Below are 19,020 nucleotides of genomic sequence, written 5' to 3'. Positions count from 1 at the left end.
CGGGGATCTGCGGCCGTGCGCCCGTCCGCGGGTGCGGGCGGGCGCAACGCGGCCGGTGGGCGGGTGTCAGGGTCCGGAGACGTAACCGCGCTGCTTGTCGACGACGTTGAGCAGCGGGCCGTCGTTGAGGAAGCGGTCCAGGTTGTCGGTGAACAGGTCGACCAGTTCGTCGCGCCAGCCGACCACATCGCCGGACATGTGCGGGGAGACGATGACGCCGGGCAGGTCCCACAGCGGCGAGGAGCCGGGCAGCGGTTCGGTCTGGGCGACATCGAGCGCGGCGCCGGCGAGCTCGCCCGCTTGCAGCGCGCGCACCAGGGCGTCCTCGTCGACCAGCTGGCCGCGGCCGACGTTGATCAGCCGGGCGGTGTCGCGCATGCGGGCGAGGAACGCGGAGCCGGCGAGTTCGCGGGTGGCGGCGGTGAGCGGGGCGGCCAGCACCACGTAGTCGGCGCGCGGCAGCGCCGCGGCCAGCCCGGGGGCGGCGGTGTCGAGCGACGCCTCGACCACCGTGCCGAAGTCGGGGTCTTCGGGTCGCGCGGTGCGGCCGGCGCCTTCGACGCTCATGCCGGCGGCGCGGAGCTGGCGGGCGATGGCGCGCCCGATGGGGCCGGTGCCGATGACCAGGGCGTGCCTGCCGCCGACGCGCTCGGTCTCGCGGTGGCGCCATTCGCGGCGGCGCTGGAGGTCGACGGTGGTGGGCAGGTCCTTGGCGAAGGCGGTCACCAGGCCCAGCACGTACTCGGCGATGGGCTGGTCGAAGACACCGCGGGAGTTGGTGACGGCGGCGCCGCTGCGGACCAGGCCGTCGAACATGAGGTTGTCGACCCCGGCGGTTGCGGCGTGCACCCAGCGCAGACTGTCGGCGGCGGGCCAGGCGGCCTCAAGCGCCTCGGAGAACAAGTCCCAGACGAACAGGGCGTGCGCGCCGGGCAGGGCCTCGCCGAGGCGGTCGGCCGTGGCGTAGCGGACCGAGGCGAGCCGGGGGTCGGCGTCGAGGCGCTCGCTGCCGGGCGGCCGGTCGTCGCCGAGGACGACGAGGTTGGTCTGCGGCGGGGTCGGCGGGGTGGGCGGTGTCACTGCGGGCGGCTCCCGGTTCACGGACGTGGACGTGGACGTTGGTGTCGGTGCTCTGCCTACCCGCGATCGCCCCCGGCCAACGGTCGGGCACCGCGAAGCGGTTGAAACGCTAGGCAGGCACCGTAGGATTGTCAACAATATCCCGCTAGGTCGCCGTTGCGGGTGTGAAACGGCGGAAACAGCGGCTCCGGCGGGCCGGAATCGCACAGCCGGACTTGCCAAGCCGGACTTGCGTAACCGCCGGACACTCGTCACAAACCCTTAACACGCCGCCCACCGCGCGCGTTGCTCCACCCGGCCTGAAAATCGTACGATTGTCGACAATCAACGACGTTGCCGTACCACCTCCCCCAGGGAGGATCCGCGCCCCGGCACCGCGCCGGCCCGCGCCCCACCCGTTCCCGCCGCACAACGCCCCACCGCCCCGCCGCCGCTGCGGCGGTGTATCGCGGTGCCCACGCTAGAAAGGCCCGGATCGATAATGCCCAGGTACATGACCATCAGCCTGGAGAAGCGCGGCGTCTCCTGCGTGGCAGAGCTCCTCGACAAGGACGCCCCCCGCACCTGCGATGCGGTCTGGGCGGCGCTTCCCCAGGGCGGCGACATCTACCACGCCAAGTACGCCCGCAACGAGGTCTACGCCATGGTCCCCCGGTTCTCGCCCGAGGAACCCGGCCAGGAAAACCCGACCGTCACCCCCATCCCCGGCGACGTGGTCTACTTCTCCTTCCCCGGCGGCATGCTCGACCGCGGCTTCAAGGAGGAGAAGGGCATCGACCACCTCCCCGGAGTCATCGACCTCGCGATCTTCTACGGCCGCAACAACCTGCTGCTCAACGGCGACGTCGGCTGGGTGCCCGGCAACGTCTACGCCACGATCGTCGAGGGTCTGGCGCCCATGGCCGAGGCGTGCAACGACGTGTGGCGCTCCGGCAGCGCCGGCGAGCGCCTCGTCTACGAGCGCTTGGAAAGCTGACCGGCACCGCCGTCCGCCCCGAACAGCATCCCGTTCACCGAGGACCGCGTTCCCTCCGCGGCTTGGAAACCGAAAACACGCAGAGAAGGAGGTGAGTGACCAATGCGGACCGATCAGACCGCCGGCGAACCGGTGACCGGCGGCGACCAGGAAGAGCGGGTCCTCCTCAGGCGCCCCGAAGCAGCATCCCTCGCCGGCCGGGCCGAAACCGAGGGCTCCCCCTCGGCTGCCCCCGGAGTGGTGGAGCTCTCCGCCGTGGCCGAGACCCCGTGGCAGTCCGGTGTCGGCGTCGTCGCGCCCTACGACTTCGCGCTCGACCGCGAACTGTGGCGCTGGGCGCCCGACGACGTCTCGCTGTACGTCACGCGGCTGCCGTTCGTACCCGTGCCGGTGACCGTCGACCAGGCCTCGGCGCTGAGCGACGGCGACAACGTCGCCCGCGCCACGCGCGACCTGCTGGCGCCGGAACCGCTGGTGGTGGGCTACGCGTGCGCGTCGGGCAGCTTCGTGCACGGCGCCGACGGCCAAGAGCGGCTGCGCCGATCCATCCTCGCCGCCGGCGCGCCAGCGGCGGTCACCACCTCGGGGGCGCTCATCGAGGCGCTGGAGGCGCTGAACCTGGGCCGGATCGCGGTGGTCACCCCCTACGTCGACAGCGTCACCGATCGGCTGCTCGACTTCCTCGGCGAGCACGGGATCGAGACCACCTCCAGTGTGGGGCTGGGCCTGCTGGGCCACATCTGGAAGACCACCTACTCCGAGGTCGTCCAGGCGGTGCGCGACGCCGACCACCCCGATGCCGAGGCCGTGTTCATCAGCTGCACCAACGTGCTCACCTACGACATCATCGCTCCGCTGGAGCAGATGCTCGGCAAACCGGTGATCGCCGCCAACCAGGTGACCATGTGGGCGGCCCTGCAGGCGGCGGGCCGCACCGCCGTGGCGCACGGCCAGCACCTGGTCGACGCCACCGCCCGCAGCACCGCCGCATGACCGGCGCGTGCGCCGACGGCCGCGGCGGCCGCGGCGGCCGCGGCGGCCGCGGCGGCCGCGATTCCCGTGTGTCCCGCGTGTCCCGCATTCCCCGCACCACGACTCCCAGAAGGGGTGGCCTGCGCAGATGACCAGTGTCGGATTCCTCTACCCCGGCTACAGCGCCGAGGACGACTACCCGGCGTTCAATGAGCTACTCGGTCCCGGCGTCCAGCTGCACCTGGTGCACACCCTGATGCGCGAGGACGCCCACCGCGTCGACGCGCTGCTGGACGTGGGCGGCTCCGATGTGCTCGGCGAGGGCGCGCGCGAGCTGCGTGCGCTCGGTGTCGACTCCGCCGTATGGGCCTGCACCAGCGGCAGCTTCGTGTTCGGCTGGGAGGGTGCGCGCGCCCAGGCCGATGCGGTGGGCGAGCAGGCGGGGGCGCCGGCGTCGTCCACCTCGTTCGCGTTCGCAAACGCGGTGCGGGCGCTGGGGATCGAACGCGTGGCGATCGCCGCCAGCTACCCGGACGAGGTCGCCGAGCGGTTCGTCGGCTTCCTCGGCGCGGCCGGGATCGGCGTGGCGGCCTGGGCCGGGCGCGGCATTATCACCGCGGCCGAGGTCGGCACGCTGGAGCCGGCCGACGTGCTGGAGTGGGTGGCCGCCGGCGACCATCCCGACGCCGAGGCCGTGCTGGTGCCCGATACCGCGCTGCACAGCGCGTCGATTCTGGAGGCGCTGGAGGACCGGCTGGGCAAGACCGTGCTGACCGCCAACCAGGTCAGCGTGTGGGAGGGGCTGCGCCTGGCCGGCGCCGCCGTCCCCCGCGCGGGCATGGGGTCGCTGTTCCGCGCAGGGGCCGGAACAGGGGCCGGTGCGGGGGCCGCGGCCGAACGCTGATCCGCGGCGCCCGCCGCACTCGCCGCACCAGGCATCGAGCAGCGGCGTTGCGGCGGGCGCGGGTTGGGGCGCACGGTGAAGGAGGCAGCAGAACGAGAGGAGAACGGATGCCATGAACTCCCCAGGCCGACTCGAACCCGTGCCGCGGAGGTCCACCGCCGCCCTGATCGCCGACCAGATCCGCTCGGCGATCATGTACGGCCACCTGGCGCCCGGCGACCAACTGGGCGAAACCGATCTCGCGGCGCAACTGGGGGTGAGCCGCGGCCCCTTGCGCGAGGCGATGCAGCGACTGGTCCAGGAAGGGCTGCTGCGCAGTGAACGGCACCGCGGCCTGTTCGTCCGCGAGCTGGCGGCCGAGGACGTCCGCGACATCTACGTGGCGCGGCTTGCGGTGGAACGCGCCTCGTGCGAGCTGATCATGCGGGGCAATCGGGGCGAGGCGCTCGCCCGGCTGACCGCCTCGCTGGAGGACCTCGTCACGGCCGCCGAAACCGGCGACCGCACGGCCATGAGCGACGCAGACCAGGCGTTCCACCAGACCCTGGTGAGCTGCTCGGGCAATCGCCGCCTGGAGCGCATGGCCCAGACCCTGCTGGTGGAAACCCGGATGTGCCTGACCGTGATGCAGGACGTCTACCCCGAGGCCGCCGAACTCGTCGACGAGCACCAGAAACTGCTCGACGCCATAACGGAGGGCAACGAAGCGCTGCTGCTGCGCCTCATCGAGTCGCACATGCTCGACACCGTTGACCGCATCAACCACACGGGGACCGTCGGTGCCTCCGGCGCCTCGGAGCCTGTTGAACAGGCCGTGCCGGCCGGCGCAGCCGACACGGAGGGCATGGCCGGTCGGGACGGCGCCGGCAGCACGGACGCCACGACCGCGGCCGCCGGCGACGCCGGGACCGCCGCTGCGCCCGAACAAGGCGGGCCGTCCAGGCCGTCTGGCCCATCCGGGCCGTCCGGCACCTCAGTGGAACGCTCCTCGGCCGCGCAGCCTTGACCACTGCGCAGGCCTGACCGCTGCGCGGCCCCGGGCACCCGCATTGCCGTGCAGACCCGCGGCGCCCTCCCCCGAGTCGGCGCCGCGGGTCTTCGCCGTGAACGGGGTGCGCGCGGGCCGGCGCGGCGCGTTCACCCGCGTGCCCGGCGCGCACCCCGTTCACATCCGCCGCACACCTCCGGGCGGCGGCGCGCTTTCACCTGCACCCGCTCGGCCGGAGCCGGAGCGCCCGGCTCCCGTGCCCGCCGATCGCGCCGGAAGGCCCGGTGGCCACCGGTTCCGCGCGGGTCACCCGGCCCTTGGGCGGCCGCTTCCGCGTACCGCAGCCCGGCGCCGCCCGAGGACCGTGCGGGCGTTGACCGGGGCGCTGACCGGGATGTTGTCCGATGTGAACCCAGGTGACAGACACTCACAATTGTACGTACACTCTGTCCGTACAATCATTCGTGTGACACCAGTGGGGTTCGGACACGCACCCCACCTCCCGGAGAGGAGCGGCCATGCGCGGAGGCCATGGCACCCTGGTCCCGCTGTTCGGGACCATGAACCGGCTACCCGGGGGGCTCATGCTCATCCCGCTGCTGCTGGGGTCGCTGCTGAGCACCTTTGCCCCCAGCGCCCTGGAGATCGGCGGGTTCACCACAGCACTCTTCAAAGACAGCGCGCTCCCGCTCATCGCGCTGCTCATCTTCGCCACCGGCACCCAGGTCACTTTGCGCACCGGCGGACCCGTCCTGGCCACGACCGGCGTGGTCCTGCTGGGCAAGAGCATCATCCCCGGCCTGCTCATCATCGGCCTGGGCGCGGTGACCGGCCCCGAAGGGCTGTTCGGCGTGTCGATCCTCGCGCTGCTCGCGGCCGGGACCAACTCCAACGGGGGCCTGTGGCTGGCGCTGACCGGCCAGTACGGGCGCGCCCGCGACCGCGGCGCCTACATCGCCGGCGCCGTCAACGACGGGCCGTTCTTCGCGCTGCTGTTCATCGGCGCCTCCGGGCTCGGCGAAATCCCGTTCACCGCGCTGCTCGCCGCCATCATCCCCTTCCTGCTGGGCGTGGTCGTCGGCAACGTCGACACCAAGTGGCGCGAGACACTGCAGCCGGTGCCCTCCATCGTCATCCCGTTCTTCTCGTTCGCGCTGGGAACCGGCATCGACCTCGCCGACGTCGCCTCCGGCGGCCTCAGCGGCATCGTCCTGGGTGTGCTGATCACGCCGATCACCGGCACGCTGGTCTACCTGGGCTACCGGCTGCTGCTGCGCCGCGGCGCCGAGAGCGGGATCGGCTTCGCCGCCGGCACCACCTCGGGCAACTCCATCGCCACCCCGGCGATCGTCGCCGCCGCCGACCCCGCCTTCCAGCCCTACGTCGGCGCCGCCACCTCCCAGGTGGCGGCCTGCGTGCTGGTCACCGCGGTCCTCGCGCCGATGCTGGCCTCCTGGGCGCTGAAGCGCAGCGGAGGGACCGGCGCCCGCGCGGCCGAGGAGGCGGCCGAAGCGGCTGCGGCCGGGGAGGCCGCGGTACAGGACGGGGGCGGCTCCGGCGCCACCGCGGAGAAGGGGGCGGACAAGCCGTGACACCGGCCGAAGGCACAAACCCCGCGATCGCGATGGTCGCCGACGACCTCACCGGCGCCAACGACACCGCCGTACGCTTCCTGCGGGCGGGCTGGTCCACCGAACTGCTGCTCGGCGACCGCCCCGGCGCCGGTGCCGCCGACGTGGTCGCGGTCAGCACCGACTCGCGCGCCATGAGCGCCGAGGCGGCCGCGTCCGCGGTCGCAGCGCAGGTCCGGCGGCACAGCGGGGCCCGCCACCTCTTCAAGAAGGTCGACTCCACGCTGCGGGGGCGGCTCGCCGCCGAGGTCGAGGCCGCGCGCAGCGCGTGGGGCCCCGACGCGATCGCCGTGGTCTGCCCCGCGTTCCCCGAAGCCGGGCGCACCGTCGCCGACGGCGTGCTGCTGGTGGACGGCGTGCCGGCCGACCGCACACCGGTCGGCGACGACCCGGTCACGCCCGTGCGCGAGAGCCACATTCCGACCCTGCTCGGCGCCGCCCACGTTCACCTGGACGGCGTAGCCGGAACGGACGGCGGCACGCACGACGCGGCGGCCGACGCCGCGCGCCTCGCCGCCGCGGGCCCGGTCGTGGTCGCCGACGCCGGTACCCAGGAGGACCTGGAGCGCCTCGCCGCAGCGGTCGCCCACCTGGGACGCCGCGCGATCCCCGTCGGCTCGGCCGGCCTCGCCGCGCCGATGGCCCAGGCCTGGGCCGCCGCCGAGACACCCGCGCCGGCGCTGGTCGTCGTGACCTCGCTGCATGCGGCCACCCGCGGCCAAGTCGCCCGGCTCGCCGAAACCGTGCCCGTCCGCTACTGCAGCGCAGCGGACCTGGCCGACGCCGCCGCGTGGCAGGAGTGGTGCGCACACAGCGAGCGGCTGTTGGCGGGCGGCGGCGAAGCGCTGGCGATCGTCGCGCCCGACGACCGCGGCGGCGGGCTCGACCCCGCCGACGTCGCCCGCCGGTTCGGCGCGCTGGCCGCCGACCTCGCCGCCCGGCAGCCGGTATCGGGCTTCGTGGTCACCGGCGGCGACGGCGCCCGCGCCCTCGCCGATGCGCTCGGCGCCACCGCCATCGCACTTACCGGCGAAGTCGCACCGGGCATCCCGGCCGGGACCCTCTCGGGCGGGCGGCTGCACGGCCGGCCCATCGTCACCAAGGCCGGGGGATTCGGCGCCCCCAACGCACTGATCACCGCCGTCGAGGCGGTCCGAAACAGGAGGTACCGGTCATGACCCCACCCACGCTGGCGATCACCCTCGGCGACGTCGCCGGGATCGGCCCGGAGATCACCGCGAAGTCGCTGCTGGACCACCCGGAGGTCCGCGACATCTGCCGCCCGGTGGTCGTGGGCGACGCCGACTCGCTGCGCGCCGGAGTCCGGCTGGCCGGCGGCGACCCCGACCGGGTGCGTGCCATCGACTCGCCCGAGCAGGCCGGCGCCGACCCCGCCGGCATCGACGTCGTCCAGGTCGGCCCGTCGCTGGGACACCTGCCGTTCGGCGAACTGAGCGGCGAAGCCGGCGACGGTGCCGCCCGCTTCGTGATGGCCGCCTGCGACCTCGCCCGGCGCGGGCTGGTCGACGGCATCGTCACGCCGCCGCTGAACAAGGCCGCCATGCACCTGGGCGGGCACCCCTGGCCCGGGCACACCGAACTGCTGGCCCACGAGTTCGGCGTGCAGAACTTCAGCCTGGTGCTGTCGGCCGGCGACCTGTACTTCTTCCACCTGACCACGCACGTTTCGCTGAACGACGCGATCCGGCTGGTCACCCCCGAGCGCACCGACGCCGTGCTGCGCCTGGCGGGCGCGTTCGCGACGGCGCTGGGCACGCCCGACGAGCCCATCGGGGTGGCCGGGCTCAACCCGCACGCCGGTGAGAACCGGCTGTTCGGCGACGAGGACGCCGACGTGCTGGAGCCGGCGGTGCAGCGGGCGCGCGAAGCCGGGATCAACGCCGCGGGGCCGCTGCCGGCCGACGCGCTCATCCCGCAGGCGGTTAAGGGCAAGTGGAAGCTGATCACCGTCTGCTACCACGACCAGGGACACGCCCCGTTCAAGGCGGTCTACGGCGACGACGGCGTGAACATCACCGTCGGACTGCCGGTGGTGCGGGTTTCCGTCGACCACGGCACCGCTTTCGACATCGCCGGGCAGGGCATTGCCCGCGAGTCCAGCCTGGTGCTGGCCATCCGCCGCGCGGCGGAACTGGCTCCCGGCTGGGGCCACGTGTGGGAGACCGCCCAAGCCGCCGCCTGATCCCTGCCCAAGCCGTGTCCGGGGCTCGCCGTCCTACCGCTACCGAGCGGTAGGCACGGCCGCCCCCATTCGGCGCCGATGGCGGGCCCGCCGAGGGGGGCGGCCCCGCCGCAGCACACCCGCGCCGCAGCGGCGCTTCGCGCAGCGGGCGCGGGTCACAGGGGTGCGCCGCCTGCCATGAGCGGCCCACCCACCGGACACGACCTAGAATGCCGACCATGTCCGTCGACCGGTCCGATCCCCGCCCGCTGTACGCGCAGATCGCGGCCGAGCTGCGCGCCGAGATCCGCGACCGGGCGATCTCGCCCGGCGACACCCTGCCCAGCGAGGCCGCGCTGCAGGAGCGCTTCGGCGTCTCGCGCAGCGTCATCCGCCAGGCGCTGGGCACCCTGGAGGAAGAGGGCTCGATCCGCCGCGAGCCCGGCCGGGCGGCCGTGGCCATGGGCGGGGTCGAGCACCGGCGGCTGGTGCAGCGCGTCACCGGGTTGTTCGACCAGTTCTCGCGCAGCGGGCTGGAGCTGGCCACCCGGGTCGTCCGGCTGGAGGAGGCCGCCGTGCCGCCCGCCCACGTCGCCCGGCATCTGGGCACCCGCGCGGTGCTGCGGCTGGAGCGGGTGCGCTCGGTCGAGGGCGACCCGCTGTCGTACGTGCGCACCTGGCTGCCGACCGACCGGGTGCCTGGCCTGAACGCCGGCATGCTGACCGACTCCTCGCTGCACCGGCTGCTGGAGTCCCACTTCGGCGCCCGGCCCGTCACCGGGCGGCGCCAGGTCCGAGCGGTGCCGGCCGACCCCGCCATCGCCGAGGCACTGCGCGTGGGCGCCGACGCGCCGCTGCTGCTACTGGAAGGCAGCACCTTCGACCAGGACGGCGGGCCGCTGGAGTGGTTTGAGAGCTGGCACCGCTCCGACCGGGTGGTTTTCGACATCGAGGCCGACGAGTCCACCGAGCAGTTGCGGCTCCAGCCCGGCACGGCCTTTGCCGGCCCGCCGGGAGACACGCCCGGGCGACCGGCGGGCGGCGGCTCCGCGGGCGGCGGCGGTCCGGAGCGCGGCGCGCCGGCCGGGGCGGCCGAGTCACGTGGGGCGGCGGCCGAGCCGCCGGAATCCGCTGAGCCGGCCGGGCCGCCCGCGCGGCTGCAGCGGGCCCGCGATCTGGCGCGCGACCTGCACACCGAGCTGGACCGCCTGGCGTCCGAAGACCGGTAACGGGCGCCCGCCGCGTGGGCGGGCGCCCGGATCAGCTGCGGCGCACGGACGCCGGCCCCGTCAGCTGTCAGAGCTTTCAGCTGTCAGCTATCAGCCGGTGTCAGACGCCGCCGATGCCGATGTACTTCGTTTCGAGGAATTCCTCGATACCCACGGTGCCGCCCTCGCGGCCCAGGCCGGACTGCTTGACCCCGCCGAACGGTGCAGCGGGGTTGGAGACGATGCCCTGGTTCAGCCCGACCATGCCGGTCTCCAGGCTCTCCGACACCCGCAGCGCACGGTTCAGGTCGCGGGTGTAGATGTAGCTGACCAGACCGAATTCCGTGTCGTTGGCGGCGCCCAGCGCCTCCTCTTCGGTGTCGAAGGGGATGATCGGCGCGACGGGGCCGAAGATCTCGGTCGACGACAGCTCGCTGGCCTGGGGGACGTCGGCCAGCACCGTCGGCTGGTAGAAGTAGCCGCCGCCCCCGCCTGCGGCGCCGCCCACAAGCACGCGGGCGCCGCGGCCGACGGCGTCGTCGACCAGGCTCTGCACCTTCTCGCGGGCCTTGGAGTCGATCAGCGGGCCGACCTCGGTACCGTCCTCGGTGCCGCGGCCCATCCGCAGCGCACCCATGCGCTCGCTGAGCTTGCGGGCGAACTCGGTGGCGATCCCCGACTGCACGTACAAGCGGTTGGCCGCCGTGCATGCCTCGCCGATGTTGCGCATTTTGGCCTGCATGGCGCCGTCGACGGCGGCGTCCAGATCGGCGTCGTCGAAGACCAGGAAGGGGGCGTTGCCGCCCAGCTCCATGGAGCTGCGCAGCACCTGCCCGGCGCTCTGCTCCAGCAGCTTGCGGCCGACACCGGTCGATCCAGTGAACGACACCTTGCGAATGCGGCCGTCGCGCAGCAGCGGCTCGGTGACCCCGCCGGCATCACCGGTCGGGATGACGCTGAGCACGCCCTCGGGCAGGCCGGCCTCGTGCAGGATGCCGGCCAGGGCGAGCGCGGAGAGCGGAGTCTGCTGGGCCGGCTTGAGGATCATGGTGCAGCCGGCGGCGATGGCCGGGCCGATCTTGCGCGTGCCCATGGCCATGGGGAAGTTCCACGGGGTGATCAGCATGGAAGGCCCGACGGGCTGCTTCATGACGAGGAAGCGCGCCTGGCCGTTGGGCGAGACGGAGTAGCCGCCCCCGATGCGCACGGCCTCCTCGGAGAACCAGCGCAGGAAGTCGGCCGCATAAGCGATCTCGCCCTTGGCCTCAGCGAAGGGCTTGCCCATCTCCAGGGTCATCAGCAGCGCGAGGTCGTCCTGGCGCTGCATGAGCAGTTCGTAGGCGCGCCGCAGGATCTCGCCGCGCTCGCGGGGCGCGTGCTTGGCCCACGAGGGCTGGGCCTTGGTCGCGGCCTCCAGCGCCGCGAAGCCGTCGTCGGTGCCCGCGTCGGCGACCTCGCACAGCACGGAGCCGGTCGAGGGATCCTCGACCTTGAACGTCGCGCCGCTGAGCGCATCGCGCCACATGCCGCCGATGAAGAGCTGCTTGGGCACTCGGTCGACGACCTGCGTCTCCCATTCGGCCAACGTCATTGCGGTACATCCCCTTCTGGGCTGGTGGATAGCGGTGCGTCCGCCGGACACGCGAAGGCGCCTCGACACCTACGCGCCTTCCCATCTGCGCATGCGGCCTAACAGCCGCCGGCTGTGTGTTCGCGGACGTTTGCCGGTCTTCGCGGTTCTTTCGGGGGGTGTTGGCGGAGGTGTTTCGGGAGGTTTGCGAAAGCCTCCGGTCGGGACTGCGGGCGGGGCTCGGCGGCAGGGCTTCGGGCAAGGCTCCGGTCAGGGTTCCGGACAAGCGGCGATGCCCGGGCCCATACGGGGGTATGCATGGACCTGGACACCGCCTCCTGCTGGATGATTCCATAGCTTTGTCGATTGTCAACAATCCTACGGAAGACGGAAGAGGTCAGAGTATGGCTGAGCAGTCGGCCGCGCTTTCCCCTTTGCTGAAGCAGGCGACCCCCGTGCTCGCCGCTCGCGGCGAGGGCGTCTACATCTACGACGAGGACGACCGCCGCTATCTCGACTTCACCGCCGGCATCGGCGTCACCAGCACCGGCCACTGCCACCCCCGCGTCGTCGACGCAGCGCAGCGCCAGGTCGGCACCCTCGTGCACGGGCAGTACACCACGGTCATGCACCGGCCCCTGCTGCAGTTGACCGAGCGGCTCGGCAGCGTGCTGCCCGCAGGACTCGACCGGCTGTTCTACGTCAACTCCGGCAGCGAGGCCATCGAAGCCGCGCTGCGCCTGGCGCGCCAGGCGACCGGCCGGCAGAACGCCATCGTGTTCCAAGGCGGTTTCCACGGGCGCACCATGGCGGCGGCGTCACTGACAACCTCGGGCACCAAGATCAGGGCGGGCATCGGACCGCTGATGCCCGGCGTCGTGGTCTCACCGTTCCCCTACGCCTATCGGCTGGGCATGAGCGAGTCCGAGGCCACCGATTACGCGCTGCGCGAGCTCGACTACCAGTTGGCCACGGTCGCCTCCCCCCAGGACACCGCGGCCATCTTCATCGAGCCGGTGCTGGGCGAGGGCGGCTACGTGCCGGCGCCCGCCGCATTCCTGCGCGGGCTGCGCGAGCGCGCCGACAAGCACGGCATCCTGCTGATCGCCGACGAGGTCCAGACCGGCTTCGGCCGCACCGGCAAGTTCTGGGGCCACGACCACGCGGCGGTACGCCCCGACATCGTCATCACCGCCAAGGGCTTGGCCAGCGGCTTCCCCCTGTCGGCGATCGCGGCGCCCAACGCCCTGATGGAGAAAGCCTGGCCGGGCTCGCAGGGCGGCACCTACGGCGGCAACGCCGTCTCGTGCGCGGCGGCGCTGGCCACCATGGACGTCATCGAGGACGAAGGCCTGGTCGACAACGCCGCCCTGATGGGCGAGCGCCTGAAGCAGGGCCTCGCGGGCGTAGCCGCCGACCATCCGGTGATCGGCGACGTGCGCGGCTTGGGGCTGATGATCGGCAACGAGTTCACCGCCCCCGACGGCTCCCCCGACACCGCCGCCGCCACCCGCGCCCACAAATCCGCGGCCGAAAAGGGCCTCCTCCTACTGACCTGCGGCCCGCACGGCAACGTCGTCCGCATGATCCCCCCACTCATCGTCACCGCCGACCAGATCGACGAAGCCGTCAACCTCTGGTCCCAGGCAATGAAAGAGGCCACCGCCTAACCTCCACCCAGCAGGGCCGGGGTGCGGGGCGTGGTGCGGGCGAGGCCGTCGGCCGTCGGCCGCACGCACCACGCCCCGCTCACCCTCACGGAAGGCTTCGCGCATCGGGGGCTGTCACCGGCCCCGCCCGCAAGTGGCGGGGCACCGGCGCACCAAAGTGATCATGCGGAAGTGTCGGGATCCGGCGCCGGATCCCGACACTTCCGCATGATCGTTGCCGCACGTTGTTGATTGCCCGAGGCGACTCTCCATGATCGGTCTCACGCGAATAATGCGCGCTAAGCCCCCTGTGCGCCGTGGTAGAGTCGGAGACGTCGGAAGGCAAACCCCCTCCCACCAGGAGGGAAACGCCCGATGACCTGCGCTCGTAGCTCAATGGATAGAGCATCTGACTACGGATCAGAAGGTTGGGGGTTCGAATCCTCCCGAGCGCACCACCTGTAAGCGCGCAACAGAAGCCCTGACCTGCATCGACAGGCCAGGGCTTCTGTTGTTACAGGCGCCTGTCGTGGCTTTGGCGGCCCCGGGGCGCGGTGGGTTTCACTCGGCCGGCCGGCGACCTGCGGATCGCTTCGTGCTCCTTTGGGAACGCAGCACGTCGGAAGGTTTCCCCGCTATTCGACGTGCGGGTCCCGTGTGGACCCCGGTTGGGGCGGCCGCGGCTCGATCCGGGTGCCGACCGGGCGGCACTCGGCCGGTATCCGACAACGGCCGAATGTCCCCGTCGTGCGGCACGCTGGCCGCCATGGACAGTTTGCAGGAATACCGCGACTCGGCGCGCCAGGACGAGGTTCCCGAGCGCATCATCGACTGGTTTGTGGGGTTCGCCCGCCGCCGTGCCGGCAGAAAGAAAGTCCGACCTGCGTAGGCAGGCCGGACTTTCTTCGTGCTGTGGTACCGGTCCTCCGCCTCCGAGTCGCGCATCAGCTGGGCGGCCCATCGGCGCTCGCCGTAGAAGACCGGGTGCGGGTTGTGCCCGCTGCGAGGGCGCTATGCGCGGGCCTTGCCGACCTCGGTGGCGAGAGCGCGGAGGGTGTCGGCGGCGGGGCCGGAGGAGGCCGGGCTCTGGCCGGTGACGAGCAGGCCGTCGGTGACGACGTGGGGCTGCCAGTTGTCTGCCTTGGAGTACTTGCCGCCGAGCCGCTTCAGCTCGTCCTCGACGAGGAAGGGGACGACCTCGGTCAGGCCGACGTCGGCCTCTTCCCCGTTGGTGAATCCGGTGACCCGCCGCCCCTGGACCAGGGGGGTGCCGTCGGGATTCGCGGCGTGGCGCAGCACGCCGGGGGCGTGGCAGACCAGGGCGATCGGCTTGCCCGCGCGCAGGGTGGCCTCGATGAGCCGGTTGGATACAGGGTCTTCGGCCAGGTCCCACATTGGGCCGTGGCCGCCGGGGTAGAAGACGGTGTCGAAGTCCTCGATGGAGACGGAGTCGAGGCGGACGGTGTGAGCGAGGGCGGCCACGGCTTCGGGGTCGGCCTCAAAGCGGCGGGTCTCGTCGGTCTGGAAGTCCGGCTCGCTGCTCTTGGGGTCGAGCGGCGGCTTGCCGCCCTTGGGGGACGCGAGTACGAGTTCGGCGCCGGAGTCCTTGAAGCGGTAGTAGGGGGCGGCGAGTTCCTCCAGCCAGAAGCCGGTCTCGCGGCCGGTGGTGCCGAGCCGGTCGTGCGAGGTGAGGACGATGGCGACCTTCATGGTGGCTCCTTGGTGTAATAGACCGGTCGTCTCAGTCGAGGCGAATGGAATTGGCGGCACGGGTGCGGGATGCAACGGGCCCCGTGCACGGTCGGGTTCGGTCGGGCCGGGTCGGGTTCTTACAGGTGCAGGAGTTGGCGGGTGGCCCTCGTCGTGGTGTCCAGCGGGCCGATGTCGCGGTGGATCTTGGCCATGACACTCGCTCCGAGCCACATGTCGTACAAGACCTGCGCGGTCTCCCGGGGGGTGTGGTCGACGGCGATCGATCCGTCCTGCAGGCCGTTCGCGATCGTCCGTTCCAGTCGGTCGACGATGGCGGTGGTACCTTCCTTCAGGGCCAGCCGCATCGACTCCGACAGGTCGGCGACCTCCGCACCGAGCTTGACCGCCAGGCACTTGCCCTGGCACTCGTCGACGCTCTGCGTCTCGCGCCAGTTCCGCCAGTAATTCATCAGCCGCTCAGCCGAGGTCAGGTCCGGTTCGGCGAGGGTGCGGTCCATGTCCGCCAGGTAGTCGGCGAAGTAGGCCCGCATCATCGCCTCACCGAAGGCGTCCTTGGAGCCGAAGAAGTGGTAGAACGAGCCCTTCGGCACCCCGGCTGCGGAGAGGACTTCATTGATGCCCACCGCGGAGAACCCCTTGCGGGACATGATCCGCTGTGCGGCGTCGAGAATGCTGCGACGAGTGTCGCCGTGAACAGTTGGCACGGTATCCAATTGACCATCGATTAGACCAGCCGTCTACTTCGGGCCGCCGGCCGGCCCGGTGCGTCACCGGCCGAGGAAGTCCAGGAGCTTCTCCGTGACCTCGGCGGCGTGGGTCGTAAGCAGCCCGTGCGGCGCACCGTCGATCTCGACGTACTCGGCGGTGGGCAGGGCCGCGGCGAAGCGGCGGCCGGTGGCGTCGATGGGCAGGGTGCGGTCGGCCGTGCCGTGCACGATCAGGGCGGGCACGTCGATCCGGGGGATGTCCGCCCGAAAGTCGGTGGGCCAGGTCAGCGGGGCGGCGGCCGAGGCGATCGGACCGGCGCCGGCTGCCACGTTCCAGGCGTTGCGCACGGCCTCCTCGCTTACCCGGGTGCCCAGGTTCTCGTCCAGGTTGAAGAAGTCGGCGTAGAAGCCGGTGAAGAAGGCGTAGCGGTCCTTTTTCACCGTCTCGGAGATGCCCTCGAAGAAGGAGATCGGAGCGGCGCCGTCGGGGTTGTCGTCGGTGATGGCCAGGTACGGCTCCAGCGAGGCGAGGAAGGCGGCCTTGGCAACCCGCCCGGAGCCGTAGGTGGACAGGTAGCGGGCGACCTCACCCGTGCCCATGGAGAAACCGACCAGGACCGTGTCGCGCAGGTCGAGGGTCTCCATGACGGTGTTCAGGTCGGCGGCGAAGGTGTCGTAGTCGTAGCCGGTGGAGGGTTGAGCGGACTTGCCGAAGCCGCGCCGGTCGTAGGTGATGACCCGGTAGCCGGCGGCCAGCAGAGCCGGGAGCTGCCCCTCCCAGGAGTTGCCGTCCAGCGGGTAGCCGTGGATCAGGACGACCGGCTGCCCCGCCCCCTTGTCTTCGTAGTGCAGTTCGATGTCGGTGCTGTTCTCCGTGCCGACCTTGATGCGTCCCATGATGCCTGCCCCTTCAAGAAGTCGATGCCTGCCGTGTTCTGAGATCGACTATACGACCGGTCTACTCCGAACACAAGCCCTGCCGCCGACGGTCTCGGCCGGCGAGTGCCGCCGCACGGTCCGGCGGCGCCCGCGAGCCCACCACCCTTTGGGCCGAGGCGGCCGCCTCGGCCCGATCAAGCCCGGGACCCGTTACGCGGGCCAGGCCCGGGCCGCGTACCGGGCCGCATCCAACAGCCGGGTCCGGTCGGCACCGTCGCGAGCCTGCGCGGCCATGCCGGTCAGTACCGTGTCGACGAACGCCGAGAGTTCGTCGGCCTCGGCGACGGACGCGAGTTCCCCCTCGGCGGCGGCCCGGCGCAGACGTGCCCGGATCATGCCGCGTGTCTTGCCGCGCCGCTCGACGAGCCGCGGCTCCCCCATGACGAGGCAGCCGGGGGGCTGCCCAGGCGCGGTGAAGTGCTCGGCCGACGACCGAAGCAGGCGTTCGACCGCCTCGCGGGCCGTGGGCGCCGACAGGTCGCGCTCCAGGTCCTCGTCCAGGTGCGCGGCGTAGAGCGCGCACGCTTGCTCGAACAGCGCGTTCTTGTCGCCGAAGGTCGCGTACAGGCTCGGTGCGGCGATCCCCGCCTCCGCACACACCTGCGCGACGCTCACTCCGTCGTAGCCGCGCTCCCAGAAGGCGAGCATCGCCATCCGGAGCACCGCGTCCTTGTCGAAAGTTCTCGGTCTACCGCCCATACCCAAACTGTATCGCGCGTTAAAGAACATGCTACGGTCATTTTGTAACGCCCACTAAACAACGCCGGGCGGACGGCATGCCGAACCTGCCCAAAGGAGCACAGCAATGAGCTACAGCGGTTACAAGTCCCTGGTGGTCCGCGCGGAGGACCAGGTCGCCTGGGTGACCATCGACAACCCGCCGGTGAACACCCTCGACGCCACGCTGGCCGGTGACCTCAAGGCGTTCGCGGACACGGTGGCGACCGACGAGGGCATCGCCGTGATCGTCTTCCAGTCGGCCAACTCGGAGTTCTTCTCGGCCCACGCGGACTTCGAGTGGTCGTTTGATCCGAGCACCCTCATGGCCCTGGCCGACCCCGGCGCCGACCCCGCCCTCAACCCGCTGCAGCAGCTCAACGAGCGGCTGCGCACGCTGCCGCAGGTGACGATCGCGAAGCTGCGCGGTTACGCCCGCGCGGGCGGCGCCGAGTTGGCGATGGCCGCGGACATGCGGTTCGCCGCCGCGGACCGGACCTGGCTGTCCCAGCCGGAGTCGCTGATGGGCATCTTCCCGGGCGGGGGCGGCACCCAGTACCTCAACCGGCTGGTCGGCCGGGCCCGTGCGCTGGAGATCGTGCTGGGGGCGGAGTTGTTCGACACCGCCGTCGCCGAGCGCTACGGGTGGATCAACCGCGCGATGCCGGACGAACACCTCGACGCGTTCGTCGACGGTCTCGCCCGCCGTATCGCCGGTTTGCCCGCGGGCGTGGCGGCAGCGGCAAAGGAGGCACTGGACGCCGCAGAGACAAGCGGATCCGTCCCGAACCTGGCGGAGGAGGCGGCCGCCCACGCGAAGGTCTACCCCTCCCCGGACGACGTCGTCGACCGGCTCCGCGTGGTGATGGACCACGGCGGGCAGACACGCGACGGGGAACTGCGGCTGGAGCGCCTGCTCGACTCCGTGCCCTGGGCTCACCGCTCCTGAACGACCTCCGCCTCGCCGGCGGAAACAGATTTGTTACGCGATATGCCGCGCACATAAGTGAATGTGAATTCCACTGCCTGGAGCCGCTGGCCAAGTCAAAGCTGAAGCTTAGGCCGGCGGCTCTCAGGTGAAGGCGCCCCCAGCGCACCGAAACCGACCGCAAGGGACGCCGGAAAAGCGGATACCGAACCCGATGGTGCCCTCACCGGCGAGCCGGCCGAGCATTTTTCACCGGAATCCCCTTTCCGACGGGACCGCTCGCTATATATGACAAAATTGCAGGTATGGCTACTCTGTTTTCTCGTATCATAGCTGGTGAGCTGCCTGGGCGCTTCGTCTGGCACGATCCTGAAATCACTGCATTTCTCGACATTTCGCCGCTCCGGCCTGGCCATACTCTTGTTGTGCCTCGGCGCGAGGTCGACCGGTGGACGGATGCCGACGGGGCCCTGCTGGCGCGTTGCATTGAGGTGGCCCAAGCCGTTGGGCAAGGAGTTCAGCAGGCTTGGAACGCGCCGCGAGCGGGCCTCGTCATCGCAGGCTTCGGTGTTCCGCACCTGCATATACATGTCGCTCCCGTCTGGGGTATGTCCGACTTCGATTTTACTAAGGCCAAGCCGGAGGAGGACCAGTCGGCTTTGGATGATGCCGCGGAAAAGCTGCGCGCCTCCTTGCTTGATCTCGGTTATGAACAGGCCCGTGGCACCGACCCCCTAGTGTAAAAAAGCACTGGCTCGAATCCCCGCCTCAATTGGGCATATCGATCGCCCGTCGCTTCGCGCGCCGGGGCTTGGGTCGCGATGAGGTGGTGAGCCCGGGCGGGGACCGCCGGAAC

Annotated in this window: 17 protein-coding genes, 1 tRNA gene and 1 pseudogene; 13 read left to right on the top strand and 6 right to left on the bottom strand. The window is 71.4% G+C overall.

The window, feature by feature from the left end; genetic code table 11:
• Positions 1-66 precede the first annotated feature (66 nt).
• Positions 67-1,080: a D-2-hydroxyacid dehydrogenase gene (locus ACYVD5_RS08150; protein WP_461000318.1), complete on the bottom strand. Its 1,014-nt coding sequence runs from the start codon at positions 1,078-1,080 to the stop codon at positions 67-69.
• Positions 1,081-1,573: 493 nt separating this feature from the next.
• Between ACYVD5_RS08150 and ACYVD5_RS08145 the strand changes: the two genes are divergently transcribed.
• From ACYVD5_RS08145 to ACYVD5_RS08110, 8 genes and pseudogenes are all read left to right on the top strand, one after another.
• Positions 1,574-2,056, top strand: a complete 483-nt coding sequence (locus ACYVD5_RS08145; protein WP_461000317.1) for a DUF3830 family protein — start codon at positions 1,574-1,576, stop codon at positions 2,054-2,056.
• A 102-nt stretch (positions 2,057-2,158) separates the two neighbouring features.
• The gene (locus ACYVD5_RS08140) at positions 2,159-3,049 is read left to right on the top strand and encodes a maleate cis-trans isomerase family protein (RefSeq protein ID WP_461000316.1); all 891 of its coding nucleotides are present in this window, start codon (positions 2,159-2,161) and stop codon (positions 3,047-3,049) included.
• 127 nt (positions 3,050-3,176) lie between these two features.
• Positions 3,177-3,932: a maleate cis-trans isomerase family protein gene (locus ACYVD5_RS08135; protein ID WP_461000315.1), complete on the top strand. Its 756-nt coding sequence runs from the start codon at positions 3,177-3,179 to the stop codon at positions 3,930-3,932.
• Positions 3,933-4,044: 112 nt separating this feature from the next.
• Positions 4,045-4,695, top strand: a pseudogene (locus ACYVD5_RS08130) (GntR family transcriptional regulator); the annotation flags it as partial.
• Between the two features lie 743 nt (positions 4,696-5,438).
• Positions 5,439-6,512 carry a 2-keto-3-deoxygluconate permease gene (locus ACYVD5_RS08125; protein ID WP_461000314.1) on the top strand — a complete coding sequence of 358 codons (1,074 nt, stop codon included), beginning with the start codon at positions 5,439-5,441 and terminating at the stop codon, positions 6,510-6,512.
• A 32-nt stretch (positions 6,513-6,544) separates the two neighbouring features.
• A complete protein-coding gene (locus ACYVD5_RS08120) occupies positions 6,545-7,729 on the top strand; it encodes a four-carbon acid sugar kinase family protein (RefSeq protein WP_461000348.1) in 1,185 nt (394 codons plus the stop codon).
• The gene (pdxA, locus tag ACYVD5_RS08115; RefSeq protein WP_461000313.1) at positions 7,726-8,754 is read left to right on the top strand and encodes a 4-hydroxythreonine-4-phosphate dehydrogenase PdxA; all 1,029 of its coding nucleotides are present in this window, start codon (positions 7,726-7,728) and stop codon (positions 8,752-8,754) included. The genes ACYVD5_RS08120 and pdxA overlap by 4 nt, the downstream gene beginning before the upstream one ends.
• Before the next feature lie 209 nt (positions 8,755-8,963).
• Complete coding sequence (locus ACYVD5_RS08110) at positions 8,964-9,962, top strand: GntR family transcriptional regulator (RefSeq protein ID WP_461000312.1); 999 nt, start codon at positions 8,964-8,966, stop codon at positions 9,960-9,962.
• Positions 9,963-10,062: 100 nt separating this feature from the next.
• On the opposite strand, the gene ACYVD5_RS08105 is transcribed toward ACYVD5_RS08110, so the two are convergent.
• On the bottom strand, positions 10,063-11,532 hold the full coding sequence (locus ACYVD5_RS08105) for an NAD-dependent succinate-semialdehyde dehydrogenase (protein ID WP_461000311.1): 1,470 nt from the start codon (positions 11,530-11,532) through the stop codon (positions 10,063-10,065).
• A 383-nt stretch (positions 11,533-11,915) separates the two neighbouring features.
• On the opposite strand from ACYVD5_RS08105, the gene ACYVD5_RS08100 reads away from it, so the two are divergent.
• The 3 genes from ACYVD5_RS08100 (at position 11,916) to ACYVD5_RS08090 (ending at position 14,049) form a co-directional block, all read left to right on the top strand.
• Positions 11,916-13,181 carry an aspartate aminotransferase family protein gene (locus tag ACYVD5_RS08100; RefSeq protein WP_461000310.1) on the top strand — a complete coding sequence of 422 codons (1,266 nt, stop codon included), beginning with the start codon at positions 11,916-11,918 and terminating at the stop codon, positions 13,179-13,181.
• 361 nt (positions 13,182-13,542) lie between these two features.
• Positions 13,543-13,618 (top strand) — tRNA-Arg (locus tag ACYVD5_RS08095).
• 308 nt (positions 13,619-13,926) lie between these two features.
• The gene (locus ACYVD5_RS08090; RefSeq protein ID WP_461000309.1) at positions 13,927-14,049 is read left to right on the top strand and encodes a hypothetical protein; all 123 of its coding nucleotides are present in this window, start codon (positions 13,927-13,929) and stop codon (positions 14,047-14,049) included.
• A 122-nt stretch (positions 14,050-14,171) separates the two neighbouring features.
• On the opposite strand, the gene ACYVD5_RS08085 is transcribed toward ACYVD5_RS08090, so the two are convergent.
• The 4 genes from ACYVD5_RS08085 to ACYVD5_RS08070 form a co-directional block, all read right to left on the bottom strand.
• The gene (locus ACYVD5_RS08085) at positions 14,172-14,870 is read right to left on the bottom strand and encodes a type 1 glutamine amidotransferase domain-containing protein (protein ID WP_461000308.1); all 699 of its coding nucleotides are present in this window, start codon (positions 14,868-14,870) and stop codon (positions 14,172-14,174) included.
• 119 nt (positions 14,871-14,989) lie between these two features.
• On the bottom strand, positions 14,990-15,577 hold the full coding sequence (locus ACYVD5_RS08080) for a TetR/AcrR family transcriptional regulator (RefSeq protein WP_461000307.1): 588 nt from the start codon (positions 15,575-15,577) through the stop codon (positions 14,990-14,992).
• Between the two features lie 63 nt (positions 15,578-15,640).
• A complete protein-coding gene (locus ACYVD5_RS08075; protein ID WP_461000306.1) occupies positions 15,641-16,477 on the bottom strand; it encodes an alpha/beta fold hydrolase in 837 nt (278 codons plus the stop codon).
• A 192-nt stretch (positions 16,478-16,669) separates the two neighbouring features.
• On the bottom strand, positions 16,670-17,218 hold the full coding sequence (locus ACYVD5_RS08070) for a TetR/AcrR family transcriptional regulator (RefSeq protein ID WP_461000305.1): 549 nt from the start codon (positions 17,216-17,218) through the stop codon (positions 16,670-16,672).
• Between the two features lie 106 nt (positions 17,219-17,324).
• Here ACYVD5_RS08070 and ACYVD5_RS08065 point away from each other — a divergent pair, with 106 nt between their 5' ends.
• Together ACYVD5_RS08065 and ACYVD5_RS08060 are read left to right on the top strand one after the other, a co-directional pair.
• A complete protein-coding gene (locus ACYVD5_RS08065; protein ID WP_461000304.1) occupies positions 17,325-18,185 on the top strand; it encodes an enoyl-CoA hydratase/isomerase family protein in 861 nt (286 codons plus the stop codon).
• 284 nt (positions 18,186-18,469) lie between these two features.
• Positions 18,470-18,907, top strand: coding sequence for an HIT family protein (locus ACYVD5_RS08060; RefSeq protein WP_461000303.1), 438 nt, complete (start codon positions 18,470-18,472; stop codon positions 18,905-18,907).
• The last annotated feature ends 113 nt before the right edge of the window (positions 18,908-19,020 follow it).

The sequence above is a fragment of the Streptomonospora sediminis genome, from assembly GCF_054778995.1.
This window is presented reverse-complemented; position numbering and strand designations above follow the sequence as displayed.

What these genes read in the sequence shown, in the direction of transcription:
- ACYVD5_RS08120 (WP_461000348.1), top strand. Translation starts at nt 6,545, where the DNA reads ATGGTCGCCGACGACCTCACCGGCGCCAACGACACCGCCGTACGCTTC.
- pdxA (WP_461000313.1), top strand. Translation starts at nt 7,726, where the DNA reads ATGACCCCACCCACGCTGGCGATCACCCTCGGCGACGTCGCCGGGATC.
- ACYVD5_RS08075 (WP_461000306.1), bottom strand. Translation starts at nt 16,477, where the DNA reads ATGGGACGCATCAAGGTCGGCACGGAGAACAGCACCGACATCGAACTG.
- ACYVD5_RS08140 (WP_461000316.1), top strand. Translation starts at nt 2,159, where the DNA reads ATGCGGACCGATCAGACCGCCGGCGAACCGGTGACCGGCGGCGACCAG.
- ACYVD5_RS08105 (WP_461000311.1), bottom strand. Translation starts at nt 11,532, where the DNA reads ATGACGTTGGCCGAATGGGAGACGCAGGTCGTCGACCGAGTGCCCAAG.
- ACYVD5_RS08110 (WP_461000312.1), top strand. Translation starts at nt 8,964, where the DNA reads ATGCCGACCATGTCCGTCGACCGGTCCGATCCCCGCCCGCTGTACGCG.
- ACYVD5_RS08090 (WP_461000309.1), top strand. Translation starts at nt 13,927, where the DNA reads ATGGACAGTTTGCAGGAATACCGCGACTCGGCGCGCCAGGACGAGGTT.
- ACYVD5_RS08060 (WP_461000303.1), top strand. Translation starts at nt 18,470, where the DNA reads ATGGCTACTCTGTTTTCTCGTATCATAGCTGGTGAGCTGCCTGGGCGC.
- ACYVD5_RS08065 (WP_461000304.1), top strand. Translation starts at nt 17,325, where the DNA reads ATGAGCTACAGCGGTTACAAGTCCCTGGTGGTCCGCGCGGAGGACCAG.
- ACYVD5_RS08085 (WP_461000308.1), bottom strand. Translation starts at nt 14,870, where the DNA reads ATGAAGGTCGCCATCGTCCTCACCTCGCACGACCGGCTCGGCACCACC.
- ACYVD5_RS08135 (WP_461000315.1), top strand. Translation starts at nt 3,177, where the DNA reads ATGACCAGTGTCGGATTCCTCTACCCCGGCTACAGCGCCGAGGACGAC.
- ACYVD5_RS08070 (WP_461000305.1), bottom strand. Translation starts at nt 17,218, where the DNA reads ATGGGCGGTAGACCGAGAACTTTCGACAAGGACGCGGTGCTCCGGATG.
- ACYVD5_RS08145 (WP_461000317.1), top strand. Translation starts at nt 1,574, where the DNA reads ATGACCATCAGCCTGGAGAAGCGCGGCGTCTCCTGCGTGGCAGAGCTC.
- ACYVD5_RS08125 (WP_461000314.1), top strand. Translation starts at nt 5,439, where the DNA reads ATGCGCGGAGGCCATGGCACCCTGGTCCCGCTGTTCGGGACCATGAAC.
- ACYVD5_RS08100 (WP_461000310.1), top strand. Translation starts at nt 11,916, where the DNA reads ATGGCTGAGCAGTCGGCCGCGCTTTCCCCTTTGCTGAAGCAGGCGACC.